This window comes from Natrinema thermotolerans, from assembly GCF_031165565.1.
GTDB classification, from domain to species: domain Archaea; phylum Halobacteriota; class Halobacteria; order Halobacteriales; family Natrialbaceae; genus Natrinema; species Natrinema thermotolerans.
The window spans coordinates 2,212,409-2,231,582 of the sequence record NZ_CP101873.1; the positions used below are offsets into that span (position 1 = coordinate 2,212,409).

The 19,174-nt window shown below is 63.8% G+C and carries 16 protein-coding genes, 3 tRNA genes and 3 rRNA genes; 13 read left to right on the plus strand and 9 right to left on the minus strand.

The window, feature by feature from the left end; translation table 11 throughout:
- Window positions 1–55 precede the first annotated feature (55 nt).
- Window positions 56–1,573 carry a dihydrolipoyl dehydrogenase family protein gene (locus NP511_RS11385; protein ID WP_049965401.1) on the plus strand — a complete coding sequence of 506 codons (1,518 nt, stop codon included), beginning with the start codon at window positions 56–58 and terminating at the stop codon, window positions 1,571–1,573.
- A 195-nt stretch (window positions 1,574–1,768) separates the two neighbouring features.
- Here NP511_RS11385 and NP511_RS11390 read toward each other — a convergent pair whose 3' ends face one another.
- Both NP511_RS11390 and NP511_RS11395 read right to left on the minus strand, forming a co-directional pair.
- Complete coding sequence (locus tag NP511_RS11390; protein WP_006648662.1) at window positions 1,769–2,065, minus strand: DUF7521 family protein; 297 nt, start codon at window positions 2,063–2,065, stop codon at window positions 1,769–1,771.
- Entirely contained in the window at window positions 2,062–2,439 is a 378-nt protein-coding gene (locus tag NP511_RS11395; protein WP_006648663.1) for a winged helix-turn-helix domain-containing protein, read from the minus strand. The genes NP511_RS11390 and NP511_RS11395 overlap by 4 nt, the downstream gene beginning before the upstream one ends.
- 926 nt (window positions 2,440–3,365) lie before the next feature.
- On the opposite strand from NP511_RS11395, the gene NP511_RS11400 reads away from it, so the two are divergent.
- The 5 genes from NP511_RS11400 to NP511_RS11420 all read left to right on the plus strand — a co-directional run bounded on the left by NP511_RS11400 (window position 3,366) and on the right by NP511_RS11420 (window position 8,680).
- A 16S ribosomal RNA gene (locus NP511_RS11400) occupies window positions 3,366–4,838 on the plus strand.
- A 155-nt stretch (window positions 4,839–4,993) separates the two neighbouring features.
- A tRNA-Ala gene (locus NP511_RS11405) sits at window positions 4,994–5,065 on the plus strand.
- 224 nt (window positions 5,066–5,289) lie between these two features.
- Window positions 5,290–8,211, plus strand: a 23S ribosomal RNA gene (locus NP511_RS11410).
- A gap of 129 nt (window positions 8,212–8,340) precedes the next feature.
- Window positions 8,341–8,462: ribosomal RNA gene (gene rrf, locus NP511_RS11415) — 5S ribosomal RNA — on the plus strand.
- The 16S, 23S and 5S rRNA genes sit together here with 2 tRNA genes alongside, the layout of an rRNA operon.
- 142 nt (window positions 8,463–8,604) lie before the next feature.
- Window positions 8,605–8,680, plus strand: a tRNA-Cys gene (locus NP511_RS11420).
- A 227-nt stretch (window positions 8,681–8,907) separates the two neighbouring features.
- Here NP511_RS11420 and NP511_RS11425 read toward each other — a convergent pair.
- The 3 genes from NP511_RS11425 to NP511_RS11435 form a co-directional block, all read right to left on the minus strand.
- Window positions 8,908–8,981, minus strand: a tRNA-Lys gene (locus tag NP511_RS11425).
- Window positions 8,982–9,041: 60 nt separating this feature from the next.
- Entirely contained in the window at window positions 9,042–9,737 is a 696-nt protein-coding gene (locus NP511_RS11430) for a DUF7119 family protein (protein ID WP_006648119.1), read from the minus strand.
- 57 nt (window positions 9,738–9,794) lie between these two features.
- A complete protein-coding gene (locus NP511_RS11435; RefSeq protein WP_006648118.1) occupies window positions 9,795–9,935 on the minus strand; it encodes a hypothetical protein in 141 nt (46 codons plus the stop codon).
- 666 nt (window positions 9,936–10,601) lie between these two features.
- On the opposite strand from NP511_RS11435, the gene NP511_RS11440 reads away from it, so the two are divergent.
- From NP511_RS11440 to NP511_RS11470, 7 genes are all read left to right on the plus strand, one after another.
- Window positions 10,602–10,892, plus strand: a complete 291-nt coding sequence (locus tag NP511_RS11440; RefSeq protein WP_006648117.1) for a DUF6360 family protein — start codon at window positions 10,602–10,604, stop codon at window positions 10,890–10,892.
- Between the two features lie 62 nt (window positions 10,893–10,954).
- Window positions 10,955–11,449, plus strand: a complete 495-nt coding sequence (locus NP511_RS11445; RefSeq protein WP_049965583.1) for a DUF892 family protein — start codon at window positions 10,955–10,957, stop codon at window positions 11,447–11,449.
- 201 nt (window positions 11,450–11,650) lie between these two features.
- The gene (gene rimI, locus NP511_RS11450; RefSeq protein ID WP_049965584.1) at window positions 11,651–12,124 is read left to right on the plus strand and encodes a ribosomal protein S18-alanine N-acetyltransferase; all 474 of its coding nucleotides are present in this window, start codon (window positions 11,651–11,653) and stop codon (window positions 12,122–12,124) included.
- Window positions 12,125–12,160: 36 nt separating this feature from the next.
- Window positions 12,161–12,589: a DUF5810 domain-containing protein gene (locus NP511_RS11455; RefSeq protein ID WP_049965586.1), complete on the plus strand. Its 429-nt coding sequence runs from the start codon at window positions 12,161–12,163 to the stop codon at window positions 12,587–12,589.
- A gap of 25 nt (window positions 12,590–12,614) precedes the next feature.
- Window positions 12,615–13,034: a DUF5809 family protein gene (locus NP511_RS11460; protein ID WP_006648109.1), complete on the plus strand. Its 420-nt coding sequence runs from the start codon at window positions 12,615–12,617 to the stop codon at window positions 13,032–13,034.
- A gap of 60 nt (window positions 13,035–13,094) precedes the next feature.
- Window positions 13,095–13,664 (plus strand): NUDIX hydrolase, encoded by a 570-nt coding sequence (locus NP511_RS11465; RefSeq protein ID WP_049965587.1) that lies wholly within the window; start codon window positions 13,095–13,097, stop codon window positions 13,662–13,664.
- Between the two features lie 105 nt (window positions 13,665–13,769).
- Window positions 13,770–14,135 carry a rhodanese-like domain-containing protein gene (locus tag NP511_RS11470; protein ID WP_049965589.1) on the plus strand — a complete coding sequence of 122 codons (366 nt, stop codon included), beginning with the start codon at window positions 13,770–13,772 and terminating at the stop codon, window positions 14,133–14,135.
- Between the two features lie 122 nt (window positions 14,136–14,257).
- Here the strand turns inward: NP511_RS11470 and yciH are convergent, their stop codons facing one another.
- From yciH to NP511_RS11490, 4 genes are all read right to left on the minus strand, one after another.
- On the minus strand, window positions 14,258–14,551 hold the full coding sequence (yciH, locus tag NP511_RS11475; protein WP_006180453.1) for a stress response translation initiation inhibitor YciH: 294 nt from the start codon (window positions 14,549–14,551) through the stop codon (window positions 14,258–14,260).
- 155 nt (window positions 14,552–14,706) lie between these two features.
- Complete coding sequence (locus NP511_RS11480) at window positions 14,707–17,016, minus strand: transglutaminase TgpA family protein (RefSeq protein ID WP_049965590.1); 2,310 nt, start codon at window positions 17,014–17,016, stop codon at window positions 14,707–14,709.
- Window positions 17,013–18,074, minus strand: coding sequence for a DUF58 domain-containing protein (locus tag NP511_RS11485; protein ID WP_049965591.1), 1,062 nt, complete (start codon window positions 18,072–18,074; stop codon window positions 17,013–17,015). Before NP511_RS11485 ends, NP511_RS11480 begins: the two co-directional genes overlap by 4 nt.
- The gene (locus NP511_RS11490; protein WP_049965592.1) at window positions 18,071–19,051 is read right to left on the minus strand and encodes an AAA family ATPase; all 981 of its coding nucleotides are present in this window, start codon (window positions 19,049–19,051) and stop codon (window positions 18,071–18,073) included. The genes NP511_RS11485 and NP511_RS11490 overlap by 4 nt, the downstream gene beginning before the upstream one ends.
- Between the last annotated feature and the right edge of the window lie 123 nt (window positions 19,052–19,174).

Consider the following 19,174-nt stretch of genomic DNA (forward strand, 5'->3'; position numbering starts at 1 on the left):
AGACGGAGCTACCGAACATGACATTCAGTACACGCACGACGGAGGCGGATCGCTGATGGTCGTCGGAGACGTCACGACCGGCACGGACGTACTCGTAATCGGCGCGGGCCCCGCGGGCTACGTGGCCGCGATCCGCGCGGGACAGCTTGACCTCGACGTCACGCTCGTCGAGAAGGACGCCTACGGTGGGACCTGCCTGAACTACGGCTGTATCCCGTCGAAGGCCCTGATTACTGCCACCGACGTGGCTCACGACGCCGCGACCGCCGAGGAGATGGGAATCCACGCCGAGCCGGAGATCGACCTCGGCGAGATGATGGCGTGGAAAGACGGCGTCGTCGACCAGCTCACGGGCGGCGTCGAAAAGCTCTGCAAGGCCAATGGGGTGACCCTGCTCGAGGGCACCGCTCGCTTCGCCGGCGAGAACACCGCCCGCGTCTCCCACAGCGGCGAGGGCCAGGGCTCGGAGAGCCTGGAGTTCGAACACGCCGTCATCGCGACCGGCTCCCGCCCCATCGAGATCCCCAATTTCGACTTCGGCGACGAGCCCGTGCTGGACTCGAGACAGGCGCTCGCCCTCGAGTCGGTGCCGGACTCGATCGTCGTCGTCGGCGCGGGCTATATCGGAATGGAGCTGGCAAGCGTCTTCGCCAAACTGGGGACCGACGTGACTGTCATCGAGATGCTCGACTCGATCCTGCCGGGGTACGACGACGATCTCAAACGCCCCGTCAAAGGGCGGGCGACCGACCTCGGGATCGAGTTCGAATTCGGGTATACCGCGTCGGAGTGGCACGAGCGCGACGGCGATGACGGGATCCGCGTCGTCGCCGAACCGGCAGACAACGCCGCTGCCGATGGTGGGGGCGAGGCATCACACGCCTCGGAACAGGAGAGCGGTGAAACCGCGAGCGGCGCCGAAGCCGTCGAAGACGAGCGCCTCGAACTCGAGGCCGAGAAGGTACTCGTCGCCGTCGGCCGCCAGCCCGTCTCGGACACCCTCGACCTCGAGGAAGCCGGCGTCGAGACCGACGATGCCGGCTTCGTTGAAACCGATTCGCGCGCACGCACGAACCTCGAGCATATCTTCGCCGTCGGCGACGTCGCCGGCGAACCGATGCTCGCTCACAAGGGCAGCGCGGAGGGACAAGTCGCGGCCGAGGTCATCGCCGGCGAACCCGCCGCGATCGACTATCAGGCCATGCCCGCAGCCGTCTTCACCGACCCCGAAATCGGAACCGTCGGGATGACCGAACCCGAGGCCGCCGAGGCCGGCTTCGAACCCGTAACCGGCCAGTTCCCCTTCCGCGCGAGCGGTCGCGCGCTGACGACCGGCGACTCGGACGGCTTCGTCAAGGTCGTTGCCGACGAGGAATCCGGCTACCTTCTCGGTGCCTCGATCGTCGGTCCCGAAGCCTCGGAACTGATCGCCGAACTCGGCCTCGCGATCGAACTCGGCGCGACCCTCGAGGACGTCGCCGCGACGGTCCATACCCACCCCACGCTCTCGGAGTCAGTGATGGAAGCCGCCGAGAACGCGCTCGGGCACGCGATTCACACGCTGAATCGGTGACGCCGGCCATCGACCGACCTAGCCGCCCGGACACCGCGCGCGCCGGAGTGTGGTTTGCTCCCGACGGACCACGGACGGCCCCGTGTGAGTCCGTCAGCAACAGTGTGGTAACTCCGTGCTGCTGGGACAGCGCAACGCCTCTCGAGCGAGGATCCGGGACGAGAACTCCACGACCGTTCCGTTCACGGCGACCGCTTACTGTGCGTACATCGAGTACGCGATCACGAGAAAGCCGATCAACACGAGCAAACTCTCGAGCAAGATCCCCGTCACGAGCGCGACACCGAGTACCTCGTACAGCATGCCGGCCAGGACGAACCCGAGCGTCACGATCCCGAACCCGGCCGCGAGATAGCCAAGCGCCGGCTGGCGCGTCCGTCGATAGGCCTTGAAGGCGAAGTACGTGATGACGCTTCCGACCACGAGGACGAGCGTCTTCACGACCGCCAGTGCGAGCATCGTTTCCGTCGGACCGGCAGGGAACGGGTTCATGTTTCCTTTCGCACCTCCGACCACAGCTCCGCGAGTCGCTCGTCGGCGGTCCGGGCCGGCCGCTCGATCTCGACCGTCAACTGCCGCTCCTCGTCCAGCCCCAGCGTGATCTCGTCGAACGCGACCGAGTACTTGCTCGCGTGGTGGCCGTCCTGTCGAATCTCGGTCGACTCCTCGAGCAGCGTCGCCTCGGTCAGCAACTCGAGTTTCCGGTACAGCGTCGACTGGGGGATCTCACAGCGCTTGGTGAGTTCCGATGCAGTCATGGGTTCCTCGAGGTTGCGGATGATCTCGCGGCAGTCGGGATCGTCCAGCGCAGAGCAGATCTCCTCCGCGGACGGCGTCGACTCCGAAGCGAACGGGTCCCGGACCATTCGTCTCCACGTTACAACGCACGTGGTTTATCGGCATCGATGCGTCTCGCGCTCGCTCGAGCCGTTCACCCGGCAGCGAGACGCACTCTCGGCCGCGGTCGGTGACACGAAGCCTTCTTGCGCGTCCGCGCTCGAGGACGACGCACGCGGGTATCATCCGGCCCGACTCCCTACGAGGGTGGGATGACCGGCCGACCTCCGCCCGCGTGACATTCTCGTGGCCGACCGTCGTACCGCTCGAGCAGCGAGTGTTTTAATACTAACACGCTGGTGCCTTTCTCGTGGAAAACCGTGCCATGGTATCGGGATTCGATGAGTGCCCGGTTCGACGGCCTTATATACTACCCGGGCACTCGATTGTAATGCGAACAACGTGGCGCTCGTCGCCGCGTCCTTCGGCCGTCACCCGGCACGGAGGAACTGCACATCCGCTCTCGAATGCCGTCGGTTCGTTCCGACGGCCTTATGCGTACTCGAGGGTTCCATCGAAGACGTGGTCTGGCCGGTTTCCGGCCGTGACAGTCCGGTGCCCTTATACGTGTCTGGGCGTTCAGTCGTGATCGCACACAGCCTCGCCGGCTGCGGTTTCCGGCGTGGCCGCGATCCGACGCCCTTATATGCTCGAGGGCATTCGGATGTAAATGCGAAAGACGACGTGATCGACGGGCCGTTCAACTCGGTCCGTCATCTCGGACGGTTCGAACCCGAAGGGGTTATGTACCCCGGAAGGTGTATGAATACGTCCGAAGGAAATGAGGATTCCACCCCTGCGGTCCGCCGTACAGATGGGATCTGATGTTAGCCTTGGTAGTTCGGTGACGCTCGATCGGTCAGACGACCGGCGTCAGCGAACGTGGACCCATGTGTGAGTGTGTACCAACATTCACCGCCAAACAGACCCTCCCCAACTGGGGAGATCATATAGCATTCCGGTTGATCCTGCCGGAGGTCATTGCTATTGGAGTCCGATTTAGCCATGCTAGTTGCACGAGTTTAGACTCGTAGCAGATAGCTCAGTAACACGTGGCCAAACTACCCTATGGATCCGAATAACCTCGGGAAACTGAGGCTAATTCGGAATACGATTCACTGCCTGGAGTGGCATGAATCTGAAACGCTCCGGCGCCATAGGATGTGGCTGCGGCCGATTAGGTAGACGGTGGGGTAACGGCCCACCGTGCCCATAATCGGTACGGGTTGTGAGAGCAAGAGCCCGGAGACGGTATCTGAGACAAGATACCGGGCCCTACGGGGCGCAGCAGGCGCGAAACCTTTACACTGCACGAAAGTGCGATAAGGGGACTCCAAGTGCGAGGGCATATAGTCCTCGCTTTTTGCGACCGTAAGGTGGTCGCGGAATAAGTGCTGGGCAAGACCGGTGCCAGCCGCCGCGGTAATACCGGCAGCACGAGTGATGACCGCTATTATTGGGCCTAAAGCGTCCGTAGCTGGCCGTGCAAGTCCATCGGGAAATCCGCGCGCTTAACGCGCGGGCGTCCGGTGGAAACTGCATGGCTTGGGACCGGAAGACCAGAGGGGTACGTCCGGGGTAGGAGTGAAATCCCGTAATCCTGGACGGACCACCGGTGGCGAAAGCGCCTCTGGAAGACGGATCCGACGGTGAGGGACGAAAGCTCGGGTCACGAACCGGATTAGATACCCGGGTAGTCCGAGCTGTAAACGATGTCTGCTAGGTGTGGCACAGGCTACGAGCCTGTGCTGTGCCGCAGGGAAGCCGTGAAGCAGACCGCCTGGGAAGTACGTCCGCAAGGATGAAACTTAAAGGAATTGGCGGGGGAGCACTACAACCGGAGGAGCCTGCGGTTTAATTGGACTCAACGCCGGACATCTCACCAGCATCGACAATGTGCAGTGAAAGTCAGGTTGATGACCTTACTGGAGCCATTGAGAGGAGGTGCATGGCCGCCGTCAGCTCGTACCGTGAGGCGTCCTGTTAAGTCAGGCAACGAGCGAGACCCGCACTCCTAATTGCCAGCAACACCTAGCGGTGGTTGGGTACATTAGGAGGACTGCCAGTGCCAAACTGGAGGAAGGAACGGGCAACGGTAGGTCAGTATGCCCCGAATGTGCTGGGCGACACGCGGGCTACAATGGCCGAGACAGTGGGATGCAACCCCGAAAGGGGGCGCTAATCTCCGAAACTCGGTCGTAGTTCGGATTGAGGGCTGAAACTCGCCCTCATGAAGCTGGATTCGGTAGTAATCGCGCCTCAGAAGGGCGCGGTGAATACGTCCCTGCTCCTTGCACACACCGCCCGTCAAAGCACCCGAGTGGGGTCCGGATGAGGCCGGCGCAACGCCGGTCGAATCTGGGCTCCGCAAGGGGGCTTAAGTCGTAACAAGGTAGCCGTAGGGGAATCTGCGGCTGGATCACCTCCACAGACCGGGACCGGGGCGCTGCCCCGGCCCACCTTAACTCGTGGCGCTTTGCGCCACGCGGTTTCACGTTCGATCGAGCCACGTCGTGGCCGATCGGGCACCTTTGAACTACCAAGGCTAACGCTTCACGCTCTGTCCGCCGTCGTGGCGGACGTGGGCCCATAGCTCAGTGGTAGAGTGCCTCCTTTGCAAGGAGGATGCCCAGGGTTCGAATCCCTGTGGGTCCATGTCTCGGAGGAAATCTCGGATCGTGCCCCTTAAGTGGGAGACGACCCGAGGATTGAATCCGAACGAACCGATGCACCACCCCGCGCAAGTGCGGGTGGGAAGGGTTAATGCAGGCCGGCCGTCTACCGGCGTGCAGATGAGACCGTGTGTACGTGTAGTCCAGGCGTCCACTGGACCCGTTCCCGGGTCACGATGTTGCGACTCTGTCGCAACGCCGATCCGATGAACGTGGCTACTGTGCCAGCTGGTGGATCGCTCGGCTTGAGAGCTGAAGAAGGACGTGCCAAGCTGCGATAAGCCCAAGGGAGCCGCACGGAGGCAAAGAACTTGGGATCTCCGAATGGGAATCCCCACCGCAATTGCTTCGCGCAATGGGGAACGTCGAGAATTGAAACATCTTAGTATCGACAGGAAAAGAAAGCAAACGCGATGTCGTTAGTAATGGCGAATAAACGCGACACAGTCCAAACCGAAGCCCTTCCGGGCAATGTGGTGTTCGGACTGACGATCACTTCCCGAACGGCGACGCGAAGTCTCTTGGAATAGAGTACGAGACAGGGTGACAGTCCCGTACCGTCGACAAGTAAGGAACGAGTCAGCTCCAGAGTATCGGGGGTTGGATATCCCTCGTGAATATCGCGGGCATCGACCGCGAAGACTAAACACTCCTCAAGACCGATAGCGAACAAGTAGCGTGAGCGAACGCTGAAAAGCACCCCACGAAGGGAGGTGCAATAGGGCGTGAAATCAGTTGGCGATGGAGCGACAGGGCACACAAGGTCCCGGACAAAACGATCGAGGTGCGAACCTCTAGTAGGAAGTTTGGGAAGCCGGTGTTCTGTCGTACGTTTTGAAAAACGAACCAGGGAGTGTGCCTGTTTGACGAGTCTAACTCGATCATCGAGGAAGGCGTAGGGAAACCGACATGGCCGCAGTGCTTTGCACGAGGGCCGCCGTGTTCAAGCGCGGGGAGTCAAACGGGCACGACCCGAAACCGGACGATCTAGGCGTGGGCAAGGCGAAGCGTGCCGAAAGGCACGTGGAGGCCTGTTAGAGTTGGTGTCCTACAATACCCTCTCGTGACCTACGTCTAGGGGTGAAAGGCCCATCGAGTCCGGAAACAGCTGGTTCCAACCGAAACATGTCGAAGCATGACCTCTGCCGAGGTAGTTCATGGGGTAGAGCGACGGATTGGGGGACCGCACTCCGAGAGGAGTGTGCCCCCCTGTCCAACTCCGAACCTATGAACGCCGCTTGACGCAGGGAGTCCGGTGCACGGGGTAAGCCTGTGTACCGTGAGGGAGACAACCCAGAGCTGGGTTAAGGTCCCCAAGTGTAGACTAAGTGCGATCGAAGGTGGTCTCAAGCCCTAGACAGCCGGGAGGTGAGCTTAGAAGCAGCTACCCTCTAAGAAAAGCGTAACAGCTTACCGGCCGAGGTTTGAGGCGCCCAAAATGATCGGGGCTCAAGTCTACCACCGAGACCTAGCAGCACCACTCAGACTGGTGATCTCGTAGGTTGGCGTTCTGTTCGGGTGGAAGCACGGCTGAGAAGTCGTGTGGACCGTTCAGTAACGAAAATCCTGGTCATAGTAGCAGCGTTAGTCGGGTTAGAACCCCGACGGCCGAACGAGTAAGGGTTCCTCAGCAATGCTGATCAGCTGAGGGTTAGCCGGTCCTAAGTCAGCCCGTAAGTCGAAGCTGACAACAGGGAAATAGGTTAATATTCCTATGCCAGTGTGTACTCAAAGCCAACGCTTTGGGGCCGCCTCTGCCGGGCTTTCGCCCGGTCGAACAGTCGAAGTTCGTGGAAGCCGTAATGGCACGAAGCGACCGAATGGCTGGATAGCGTAAGAGAGGTCAACCTAGAGCCCGTGAAAAGGCAAACACACTGTCCGTACCGAGATCCGACACAGGTACTCGTGGCGGCGAAAGCCAAGGTCTGTCGGGAGCAACCGACGTTAGGGAATTCGGCAAGTTAGTCCCGTACGTTCGCAATAAGGGATGCCTGCCCTGCAATGGGGCAGGTCGCAGTGACTCGGGCGCTCCGACTGTCTAGTAACAACATAGGTGACCGCAAATCCGCAAGGACTCGTACGGTCACTGAATCCTGCCCAGTGCAGGTATCTGAACACCCCGTACAAGGGGACGAAGGACCTGTTAACGGCGGGGGTAACTATGACCCTCTTAAGGTAGCGTAGTACCTTGCCGCTTCAGTAGCGGCTTGCATGAATGGATCAACGAGAGCGCCACTGTCCCAACGTTGGGCCCGGTGAACTGTACGTTCCAGTGCGGAGTCTGGAGACCCCCAAGGGGAAGCGAAGACCCTATAGAGCTTTACTGCAGGCTGTCACTGAGACGTGGTCGCCATTGTGCAGCATAGGTAGGAGCCGGTACACAGGTACCCGCGCTAGCGGGCCACCGAGGCAGCATTGAAATACTACCCGATGGTGACTGCGACTCTCACTCCTGGCGGAGGACACTGGTAGCCGGGCAGTTTGACTGGGGCGGTACGCGCCTGAAAAGATATCGGGCGCGCCCCAAGATTTCCTCATCCGCGTCGGAGACGCGGAAAAGAGCGCAAGAGCAAACGGAAGTCTGACAGTGTCCGGCACAACGACGGACGCTGACGCGAAAGCGTGGTCTAGCGAACCAATTAGGCTGCTTGATGCGGCCAATTGCTGACAGAAAAGCTACCTTAGGGATAACAGAGTCGTCACCCGCAAGAGCACATATCGACCGGGTGGCTTGCTACCTCGATGTCGGTTCCCTCCATCCTGCCCGTGCAGAAGCGGGCAAGGGTGAGGTTGTTCGCCTATTAAAGGAGGTCGTGAGCTGGGTTTAGACCGTCGTGAGACAGGTCGGCTGCTATCTATTGGGGGTGTTACGGTATCTGACGGGAACGTTCGTATAGTACGAGAGGAACTACGAATGGGTGCCACTCGTGTACCAGCTGTCCGAAAGGGCACGTGCTGGGCAGCGACGCACCACGGGGTAAGAGCTGAACGCATCTAAGCTCGAAACCCACCTGAAAAAGAGATACCACCGAGGCCACTCGTAGAAGACGAGATCGATAGACTCGGGGTGTACGCACCAAGGCAACGAGGTGTTGAGCCCGCGAGAACTAATCGGCCAAGCCACACACTCATACACTACATCGCATTGGATCCGTGACGCGTGAACGGGTCCGGACGCAAACTGGACTACACGTACATTCGGTCTTGGACACACCACCGATATTGGCATGATCGCGGTTCGATTCCGTGAATCGGCATTACGGCGGCCATAGCGGCGAGGTGCCTCCCGTACCCATCCCGAACACGGAAGATAAGCTCGCCTGCGTTTCGGTCAGTACTGGAGTGGGCGACCCTCTGGGAAATCTGATTCGCCGCCACCATTCATACTCACTTTCACCCCCGAACAGCCACTGCTATCCAGTGGCCGTCGGGGGTTTCTGTATTTATAGCGTACTTCGATCCGATACAAGTGCTGATCCGTACCGCTATGCTTAAACGAACGCAGTAACAACGCTAAAACGCGCCAAGGTGGCAGAGTCCGGCCGAACGCAGCGGCCTGCAGAGCCGCCCACCGCCGGTTCAAATCCGGCCCTTGGCTTTTCCGTTTTCAACGATGGCAGCTATCGGTTTGACCCGTTTATATGACGAGTGACTTCCTTCGAACAGTCGGGTCTCTCGTACTCGCTTCACGCAGAAGACTACGATCTCTCTACATACAGTGGCGTCGGTCCAGTTGTTAGTAGCAAAACACCTCACAGTCTGGGCCGGGCACGATTTGAACACACGATCCCCGCTCCGCTCGTCACGAACTGTTCCTCGCAGAAGCGGGCCGGGCGCGATTTGAACACGCGACCGTCTGGTTAAAAGCCAGACGCTCTGCCAAACTGAGCTACCGGCCCTGTGTTCCCTACTTTCGGTGAGGAGCGGTTAAACGTTTCTTTCTTCGTCGCGCGGGACTGCTATTCGAAGTACTGTTCGAGTGCTTCGGTGACGATCCGGCCCGGATCGACGTCATCGACCGATGCACGACGGCGGAGGTCGCGATAGGTCGTTGGCGAGAGGGTAAGACTGAGTTCGCCGAGGGTAACACCGTGATCCGCGAGGGCATGTTCGATGGAGTCGCCGTCGTTGATCATACTGGCGACGCTTCGGACGTCGCGGACTGTAAGGTCACCATCGAGTGTTGCCCAGGCCAGAAGCAGCCGTGCTTCGCCGCCGACGCGGGCAATGTGTTTGGCAGCTGTCGGCGCGATTTGTCCGATCGCGACCTGTTTACGTACCGAGCGCGGCAGATCATGGACTCGAGCCCACTTCCGAATAAAGGAGACGGTCGCTTCGCCGCCGGCACGTTCGGCGGCTGCCTTGTAGGATCCCTCGCCGCGAACGAGTGCCGCGCAGGCGGCTGCCCCGCGGAGCATGTACAGGTGGTCGTCGTTGGTTGCACCGCCCGCAAACTGGCGGACGATCTCGGCGGCGTCCGCGAGGCTCTCGGGATCGTCGGGATCGAACTGGACGGCCTCGCGAGCGTGTGTTCCCGCGACCGACTCGTCGCCCCGGATGACCGGTGCGCCGACGGGTGATTCTCGGTCCGTCGGGATCGAACGACCGTTTTCACCGCGGCGGGAGGAACGATCTCCGGACCGGTTGTCAGTCATGCACCTGAATACGGGAGTGACGGTCAAAAAGGTCGTTGCCGTGGCGAAATTCTCGCACTACTCTTCGCGCTTCTCGGCGAGGTGTTCCCAGATTTCCGTACAGCCGGCTCCTTCTTCGATGTCGTCGAGGTGGGCGTCGTCGCGCTCTTTCGTCTCCTGCTCGAGCGGCTCCGGTCTGCATTCGGCTGCGTCTGTCATGGGGCCCCCTTTGGACCACGACGGGATAAGTATCGCTTCGGCTGCAAGCAATACCCGCGCTCTGTCTTATGGGGTGATTATGCCGCTATCTCCGACGGGTCGGTCGATCGAAACCGATCGTGAGTCGCCGAGCGATGTGGTGCTGCGGGGCGATGATGTACTCGTCTTATCCCGTGGCTCGAGTCACCACTATTGGGAAGGGGAACTAACGGCTCCGCACTGGGGCCACGAACGCGAGTCTAGGCGGTCACAACGGGAGCGATAGCCGTCTCGGATGGGAACTCCCGGATCTCGACAGCGGCCGAGCGGCGGCCGTCGTGGACCGTCGGCCGCAGTATCGCTCGTTTCTAACCGAGTCGGCGTCGAGTTCTCTCGAGCCATTTGGGGCAAAAACGGCCGGTAGGTGAGGCACGAACGCCGTCTCTGGTCGATGGTTCGTGGTCGTGCTGGTGGCTTTGGCACTGTTCGGCATTCGATCGAGGTCGACGACCCGGCTGATCCGTCGGGCGGTGGCTCCCAGCAGCTCGCGCGCGCGGTGGGTACGCGGCCGGATGGAACGGTCGGTGAGTGGGTTCGGTTCCGGCCCTTCGGAGGCGGTGGCCGAACCCCGAGATCGATACGGTGGACGAGTAGTATAAGTCGACTCGGCGAATTGACCCGACTGACATGTCCGATCGATTGCTGTCGGTCACTGCACGCACGACGCTCGATTACGTCGAGGGGAAGGCAGTGGGCGAGACGTTCGAGTGGGAGTCGGTCGCCGTCGTCGACGCGACGGCCGATCGGGAGGATCCCGAGCGCGTCCGGCTCCGGCTCGAATTCGACAACCTCTCGGAGGAGTACATCCCGAAGCATATGGAGGATCTCGAGTTGACGGCCGAACAGGCCCGGACGCTGGCCGCGGACCTCGAGAAACACGCGACTCGGGTCGAAGAGGCGACGAAAACGGAGTCGTGAGCGCCTGCCGTCGCAGGCTCTCGGCTTTTTCGCCCAGCGGGTGAACGAGCGACTGGTTCACGATGAGTATGGAGACGATCCACGACCTGTTCGAACACGGCCTCGAGGACATCTATCACGCGGAACACCAGCTGCTCGACGCGCTCGAGGAACTGGAGTCGAATACCGATCGCGACGAGATCGCACAGGCGTTTGGGGATCACCGCGAGGAGACACAGGGACAGATCGATCGGCTCGAGGAGGTCTTCGACAGTTTCGGCGAGCCACCGGAGAAAGAGGAGTGTGAGGGAGTCGAAGGGCTGCTCGAGGAGTACGAGGAGTTCACGGCGATGGAGCCGGACCAGGCGGTGATGGACTATCACAATATGGCGGCCGCCGAGAAGACCGAACACTACGAGATCGCGGCCTATGGGAACCTGATCCCGCTGGCCGACCAGCTCGGGATGGACGAGGCGGCCGATCTCCTCGAACAGAACCTCCGTGAGGAACAGGAAGCTCTCGAGGAGTTGAAAGAATTGACCGAGGAGTTCGAGATGGGTGCGATCCCAGCGGAGTGAGTCCCGTGACGGACGACGCCGCCGCGGACGACGAGCAGACCCAGTACGGCGGTACCGAAGACGCGGAACCGACGACCGATTTCGACGGGGACGACGAAGACGCCGAGGAGTAGGCGGTCGGTCCCGGCTCGAGCCCGTCGTATCGTCGGCTCGCTTCCGGGACGCGTACGGCTTTTACTGTTCGGCGTGTAACTTCTGGTTGTGACGACGTTCGCGCCGGAGGACGGCGAACGGGTATCGATCCGGCCCGCGGAGCGGGCGGACCTGCTCGCGGTCGTTCGCATCGAGAACGACTCGTTTTCCCAGCCCTGGCCCTACGACGCCTTCGAACGCTTTCTCGGTAATCCCGGGTTTCTGGTCGCCGAAACCGACGGCGAGATCGCTGGCTATATCGTGGCCGACGTGACCCAGCAGATCGGCCGCGCGCTGGGTCACGTCAAGGACATCGCCGTCCATCCCGACCACCGCGGTGCCGGCATCGGTTCCGCACTGTTGTCCCGATCGCTCGGCGTCCTCGCGGCTCAGGGTGCGGGCACGGTCAAACTCGAGGTGCGCCGGTCGAACGACGGGGCCAAACGGCTCTATCGGGAGTTCGGGTTCGAGCCGCTCCGCCGGGTGCCGGCGTACTACGGCGACGGCGAGGACGCGATCGTGATGATCCGCAAAGTGGAGTAGCGGGACGTTTTACCGTCTGCGGCCGTATCTCCGGGTATGGGATACGCCTGTCCGGTCTGTGATGCCGAGGAGGCAGACGCGGTCCATCTCGCGAACCATCTCGCCATCACCGCATCGCTGGGCCGCGAGGAACACCGCAAGTGGCTCGAGGAGTACGCGCCCGATTGGGCCGACTGTAGCCCCGAGGAACTCGGGGCCCGCGTCAGTCCGCACGCCGAGGAGATCGACACGCCGGAGTTCGAAGGGAGCGGTCACGATCACGGCCACGGTCGCGAACCGGGCCGTCCCGACTCGCTCGAGGGGGCGGTGAGTCGACAGAGCCGCGGCCCCGGTCGCGGCGACCTGACGGCCGAAGCGGCGGACGTTCTGCAGGAGGCCGCCGAGTTGACCCGCGAGATGCAGACCTCGGACGGGGACGAGGGGGCCGACTCGGCGGACGGCGCCGACGGGAACGAAAACGCGTAACTGCCAGTCGGTCGACCGTCCGAATATGCACTCCGAGGGGACGTTCAGTTTCGAGTCGGCCGCCGAGGCGCGGGAACGCTACGAGTCGGTCGGACCCGCGGCACAGACGGTCGTCCGCGAGGTCGCGAAGGCCATGGAATTCGATCGTGAGGAGTACGACGACCGGGTCACCGGCGACGTCGTCGAAACGGCTCGAGACGCCCTCTTCGCCAATCTACTCGAGGTTCACGTCGGATCTCGCGAGGAGTACGAGGAGTGGCGCGAGGGGTACGACGGCGAGGTGACTGAAGTCGGCCACGAGGACGTCGACCGCGTCGTCTGGCACGCGGGACCGGACGGTACGGCCGTCGCCGCGACCTTCCAGAACGAGCCCGAGGCGGCGGTCGCGACGCTCCGTCGGCAGGCGTTCGGGCGGGTGTACCGGGACGTAGTCGACCGGTCCTGAGACGGTTCGTGGCTCGACGAACGACCATCTATTACGGCCTCGAGTCCGCAGTGATAGCCGATGACTGTACCCGACGAGTGGGCGTTGCTCGAGGAGCGAACCGAGTACGAGACGAGTTGGTACGACGGCGGTTACGACTTGCTCGAACAGCCCGACGGAACCGAAAAGCGCTACTACTGGGCCCAGCTGCCGGACGCGGTGGTCGTGGTCGCGCGGGTCGACGGGGGCGTTCTCGCCGACGCGGACGGCGACGGCGATCACCTCCTGTTCGTCGAGCAGTACCGGCCGACGATCCGCGAGACGCATCTCGAGTTGCCGGCGGGGATCGTCGAGGGCGGCGAGTCCTACACGACGGCGGCGGCCCGCGAACTCGAGGAGGAGACCGGCTTCCGGCCCTCGAGTACGGCCCTGCTACAGGAGTACGCCGTCGCGACGGGCGTGTTGCGCCACGACCGCGGAATCGTCTACGCCGAGGGACTCGAGCCGGGTGAGCGGGAACTGGACACCAACGAGTTCCTCGACGTCCGGACGATCCCGGTGAGCGAGGCGCTCGAGCGCGTCCGCGAGGGACCGACGAACGACGCGACTCTCTCGGGGTTGTTGTTGGCGAAGGAAGACGGCGTCCTCTGAGACGGACTGTCGAAATCGGTACGACGGGCGATTGCAGGGGATCTGTCGGGCCGTCGAGGGCCCAAACCCCGGTTCTTATTCGCGTCGATGCCTATCGTTCCGGTAATGGACGGCGAAATCTCCCCGGATGAGGTCAAGGAACTCGTAGAGGACGACGCGGACGTTCGGATCGTCGACATCCGCGACGAGCGGAGCTTCGACCACAGCCACATCCCCGACAGCGAGAACATTCCGTTCGATCGGCTCATGGACCGGCTCGAGGAACTCGAGGGCGAGGATCACATCGTCACGGTCTGTCCACACGGGAAGGCAAGCGTCCAGGCGGCCCAGCTCATCGGCACCTACGAGGGGACCGCCGACGCGCGCGTCGAGAGCATGGCGGGCGGGCTGGACAAGTACGGGATGAAGTTCGGGCTCGTCCGCGAGGATGACGGCGAGGACGACGAGGCCGAGCAGGAATCGCCCTTCTAACGCGGTCTCGATCGTATCGACTCGACCGATAGCGGTGGCTCTCAGTGGAGCGACGCGAAAAACGGATACTGAAGCGGCGACGCGGTCGTGGGTTCGGAAGTCGTCTCAGAGCATCGCGGGCATCAGGCGACGTTGAAGCCGCGGTCCCGAAGGAACTCCTCGATGCGGCCGGTGTGGTTGCCTTGGAGTTCGATCTGGTCGTCCTCGACGGTGCCACCACAGGCGAATTTTGATTTGAGATCCGACGAGAGACTGTCCAGATCGACGTCCTTCGGATCGAATCCTTCGACGATCGTTACCTCTTTCCCGTATCTGCGCTCGTCAATGCGGATGTTGAGTTGCTGTTGGCCCTTGGCCACGTCCTCGCAGACGCAGAGTTCCTCGGGCAGCCCGCACGTCGAGCAGACTTCCGACATTACGTTCGTTGGTATGAAACGGGCATATTAAACACTATCGGGACCCGCATGCCTTCGCGTGGTTCTTTTTCAAGGGGCGAGCCGGAGACGCGGGGAAATCGCGGTCGCTCTCCCCACTTCCGGAATCATCTGACCGTGGACACCCGGAGTCGCTGTCACTCTCGACGGCCGATCACCGGGAGCCGGTCCCGGGCGAGATCGTCGACGACTGCGATCGCTGCGTCGGCGTCCTCCCTGTCGACGCCCCCGCCATAGGTCGCCCGTTCGTAGGCCTCGAGGACGCGCTCGAGGCGCGGATCCGTCGGTGGCTCGCCTTCGGTGGCGGCCGCGGCAAGGGCCGTCAGATACGCCCGGGCCGATTCCGACCGTCGTCGGGGCCGGTACTGTCGAGCCAGCAGGCGCTCGAGGCGCTCGAACGCGCGTTCGGCGTCCCGGTCGGGATCGCGCCGGGGGCCGTGCCAGTAGACGCCGATCTCCCGCCGGAGTCGCGCCAGCGCGCCGGTCCGACGCGCCCCCGCAGCGAGGCCGACGAGCGCCACCACCCCGAGCGCGACCGACTCGCGTGCGATCGCCGAGAGGCGCTCGAGCCAGGATCGCTCGTCCCCGCCGTCGACGGTGGTGCCGTTGAACGACGTCTCGGGGTCGTCGGTGTCGTTCGTAGCGTTGTTCTCGGGTTCCGTGTCGTTTTGGGGTTCCTGCACGTCGGACGGGTCGTTCGGTTCGGTTCCGTTCCCGTCGAAGGGGTCGGATCCGTCCCCATCTCGTGGCTCCTCGTCCGTTCCGGGATCGTTCCCGTCGATTGGCACGTCGGCGCTCTCGTCGGTGTCGGCGTCGTCGTTCCCGTTTGCGCGGGCCTCCTGCAGGCGGTCGGTGTGGACGTCGCTCCGAGTACTGCTCGGCGTCGGATCGAACCGGACCCAGCCGTGGTCGGGGAAGTAGGCCTCGACCCAGGAGTGGGCGTCGAGCCCGCGAACGACGTAGGTGTCGTCGTCGACCTGCTGGCCGGTCGTGTAGCCGGTGACGTAGCGGGCCGGAACCCCCTCTTCACGGAGCATCTGGGTCATCGTCGTCGCGAAGTAGACGCAGTAGCCCGCCTCCATTTCCAGCAGAAACTTCTCGGCGACGTTGCCCGAGGGCTGGGACACCTCGAGCGAATAGCGCTTCGTCGACTCGAGGGCGTCCTCGATCGCGACCGCTTTGTCGTAGGGGGTGTCGGCGTCGGCAGTGATCTCGTCGGTTCGGTCGCCAAAGGCGCTCGAGGTGTCTTCGGGCGTCTGGAGGTACGTGTCGGTGATTCCGCCCGGGTAGTCGGTCCCCGCGGCTCGAAGCGCCGCCGGGCTGGGATCGACGACAGCGCTCTCGACCGTGTAGCTCTCGCCCGGCTGGAGCGGCGTTTCGGGCCGGGGCTGGCCGTGTCTGGAGACGGTCGTCCGCCGCGTGACCTCGCCGCCGAGTTCGACCGGCTGGGGTGCGACGGGCATGATCCCGAGTTCCGTTTCGGCGGTGACGGTCTGTTTGACGGTCTCGGTGCTGTCGGGTGGCGAAGCCAGCTGCCCGTCGTATCGTCTGTCCTGACCGGTCCGGACCCACTCGTCGCCGGTGAACCGATCGTAGACGCCCGTCCGCCAGTAGGCGGGCTCGTCCGATTCGACGGTAAAGCGCACTTCCGGCGAGAGATCCACCTGTCCCGAGATCCCCGAGCGCTGGGGTGCCGAGTCGATCGTCGCCTCGAGGGTCCCGGGTTCGCCCTGTGTCAGGTGTGTCGGCCCCGTCGGCTCGCCGGGGACGACCGAGACCGACAGCGAGAGCGCGACGGTCACCGCGAACAGGACCGCGAGCAGGTCCGCCTGTGCGATCGAGCCGCCACGGTGGCGGAGGTCGCCGAAGGCAACGGCACCGATGGCTGCGAGGGTGCCGGCGAGCGCGGCCGGTGTCCCCGCGTCCCCGGTCAGAACGAGAAAGCCCAGCGCCGCGCCGCCGGGGACGACGCTGGCGGCGTACCGGCCCCGGGCGGCGAGATACCACGAGAGGAACACGGGGGCGGGCGCGAACCCGAGCGTCCAGGTCCCCGCCTGCACCATTCGAAGCAACGGGAGCCCGGTCGCGAGCGCGACGGTATCGGAAACGAGCTGGTCGGTCGCCGTGAGAACGGTACCGAGTTCGACGCCGGCCGACGTGAAGTAGTAGGCGAACCCGATCCCGGCCCCGACCGCGGCGACCATCGCCGCGGTCCGTGGGCGGATCAGCCCCGCGAGGACCGTCGCCGCGGCGAGGCTCAGGCCGACGATCGCCAGCAGTGATCGACTACCGCCGACGACCTGTGTCACGCCGTACAGGACCGAGACGTACGACGCCGTCAGGACCAAGACACAGCCGAGTGCCAGCCAGCGGGCGACATCGACCCTCCCGTCGGTATCGATCGTGACCGTCCGCTCGCCGGCGTGGCTCGCGGTCTCCGTCCTCATACGCTCACCCCCGATCGATTGCCGGGGTCGGGATCGACCGGCCCGTCGTCTCCCATCCGGTCCGAACGATCCGTGCCGAACAGCCGATCGAAGGGGATCTCCCGGCCGTCGACCGTGATCGTCGTCCCGGTCGACTCGGTCCGGACCACGACGTCGGCGTCTCGGCGCTCTTCCTCGGGGAGTTCACCCGGTTCGGCGACGGCGAGCAGTCCGAGCAGGTCCCGGTGATGGGCACGGCCCGTTCCCGGTGGCTGTGTCGCGTCGGGTGTGACGAGCCCGACCGTCGCCCCCTGCTCGAGGAGGGCGGTCGCGACGCTGGCGGCGGCCGACGCCATCTCGTCGGCCCCGTCCTCACGGTCGGTCGGGCAATCGGCGGCGATCGTGACGGCACCGACCGCGTCGTCGTCGGTGTACTCCGTGACGACGAGGTCCTCGTCGGGGCGTTTGGCCGCGCTCTTCCAGTGGACGTCGGCCATCGGATCGCCCCGTTGGTACGTCCGGAGATGGTCGAACTCCTCGCGGGTCCGTCGGTCGGCGACGCTGGCGAGCGTCCGCCGATCGACCGCGGGGCCGCCGTCGAGGGCCCGAACCCGGGGATAGACCAGGACCGTCGCCGTCTCCTCGTATTCGAACCGCCGTTCGACCAGGCCGACGACGTCGCTGACCACGATCGAGAGCGGCCCGACCCGATGGCGGCCGCGCGCCTCGAGCCGCAGGTCGTAGGCGAACGTCGCCTCGCCGTCGAGGGTCGTCTCGGCGTGGGGTGCCGTGATCGCCGAGAGGCCGTCGCCGACGGTATCGGATACCGTCGCTGCGACGGCGCCGTTGGTTTCGATCGCGACCGAAACCGTTCGTTCCTCGCCGATGAACCCCTCGGCGAGCGGACGGCGGGTCACGCGGGGCCGTTCGGCGCGGGCGACCACGACGGCGCCGGCGAGGAGGACGACGAGCAGCGGGACGACGACCGCGTTCAACGCACGCGGCCCGAACCGCCAGCTCATCGCGGCGGCCGCGAGGACGACGGCGACGGCGACCCAGCCGCGGCGCGTGAGTCTCATTCGACGGGGACGCGCTCGAGTGCGTCCTCGACGACCGCGATACCGTCGCGCTCGCGACCGTTCGTCTTGATCCGATGGCCCAGGACGACCCGCGCCTCGGTCTCGACGTCGTCGGGAATCACGTACTCCCGACCGTTGGTGACCGCCCGGGCCTGGGCCGCCCGCAGCAGGGAGATCGTCCCGCGGGGGCTGACGCCGATGTGGGCGTTCTCGCGGGTGTACGCCGCCAGCCGCGTGACGTACTCCCGGACCGGCTCGGCGACCTGTACCGTCGAGACGGTCTCGCGGGCGGCGACGAGGGTCTCGCGGTCGGTCACCGCTTCGAGGGACTCGATGGGGTGATCGCCGACGGTCCGGCCGAGCAGTTCGGCCTCCTCGTCGGGGTCGGGGTAGCCCAGGCGGAGCTTCTTCATGAAGCGATCGACCTCGGCGAAGGGCAACTCGTAGGTCCGGTTGGGCTCGACGGCGTTCTGGGTGGCGATCACGGTAAACGGCGTCGGCAGCTCGCGGGTCCGGCCGTCGGTGGTGACCTGCTCTTCCTCCATCGCCTCGAGCAGGGCCGCCTGCGTCTTCGGCGGCGCGCGGTTGATCTCGTCGCCGAGGACGATGTTGCCGAAGACGGGGCCGGGCTGGAACTCGAACTCGCGGGTCTTCTGGTTGAAGACGTTGACGCCGGTCACGTCCGTCGGGAGGAGATCGGGGGTGAACTGGACCCGACTGAACGAGCAGTCGACGGATCTGGCGATCGAGCGCGCGAGCATGGTCTTGCCGACTCCCGGCACGTCCTCGAGCAGGACGTGGCCGCGGCCGAGCAAGGCGGTGACGACGTGTTCGACGGCGTCGTCGTGCCCGACGATGACGTCGGCGACGTTTCGCTCGATGTCGTCACAGAGCCGTTCGACGGTGTCGATCCGGAGGGTATCGCCGTCGGTCGGCGGATCGGTACTCGCGTCCGGCGTCGGATTGGCATCGGTCATACTCTCGTCACTGGCCGCGGGGAGGCGGGCGACTCGGCCGTTACTACGACATCCGGCGCTCCGAGACATATGTTTTGTGTCACGGGAATTAATACTCGTATGAGACGTATCGGCGGCCGGTCG

Coding starts and splice junctions, on each gene's coding strand:
- NP511_RS11385 (WP_049965401.1), top strand. CDS start 56: ATGGTCGTCGGAGACGTCACGACCGGCACGGACGTACTCGTAATCGGC.
- NP511_RS11390 (WP_006648662.1), bottom strand. CDS start 2,065: ATGAACCCGTTCCCTGCCGGTCCGACGGAAACGATGCTCGCACTGGCG.
- NP511_RS11395 (WP_006648663.1), bottom strand. CDS start 2,439: ATGGTCCGGGACCCGTTCGCTTCGGAGTCGACGCCGTCCGCGGAGGAG.
- NP511_RS11430 (WP_006648119.1), bottom strand. CDS start 9,737: ATGACTGACAACCGGTCCGGAGATCGTTCCTCCCGCCGCGGTGAAAAC.
- NP511_RS11435 (WP_006648118.1), bottom strand. CDS start 9,935: ATGACAGACGCAGCCGAATGCAGACCGGAGCCGCTCGAGCAGGAGACG.
- NP511_RS11440 (WP_006648117.1), top strand. CDS start 10,602: ATGTCCGATCGATTGCTGTCGGTCACTGCACGCACGACGCTCGATTAC.
- NP511_RS11445 (WP_049965583.1), top strand. CDS start 10,955: ATGAGTATGGAGACGATCCACGACCTGTTCGAACACGGCCTCGAGGAC.
- NP511_RS11455 (WP_049965586.1), top strand. CDS start 12,161: ATGGGATACGCCTGTCCGGTCTGTGATGCCGAGGAGGCAGACGCGGTC.
- NP511_RS11460 (WP_006648109.1), top strand. CDS start 12,615: ATGCACTCCGAGGGGACGTTCAGTTTCGAGTCGGCCGCCGAGGCGCGG.
- NP511_RS11465 (WP_049965587.1), top strand. CDS start 13,095: ATGACTGTACCCGACGAGTGGGCGTTGCTCGAGGAGCGAACCGAGTAC.
- NP511_RS11470 (WP_049965589.1), top strand. CDS start 13,770: ATGGACGGCGAAATCTCCCCGGATGAGGTCAAGGAACTCGTAGAGGAC.
- yciH (WP_006180453.1), bottom strand. CDS start 14,551: ATGTCGGAAGTCTGCTCGACGTGCGGGCTGCCCGAGGAACTCTGCGTC.
- NP511_RS11480 (WP_049965590.1), bottom strand. CDS start 17,016: ATGAGGACGGAGACCGCGAGCCACGCCGGCGAGCGGACGGTCACGATC.
- NP511_RS11485 (WP_049965591.1), bottom strand. CDS start 18,074: ATGAGACTCACGCGCCGCGGCTGGGTCGCCGTCGCCGTCGTCCTCGCG.
- NP511_RS11490 (WP_049965592.1), bottom strand. CDS start 19,051: ATGACCGATGCCAATCCGACGCCGGACGCGAGTACCGATCCGCCGACC.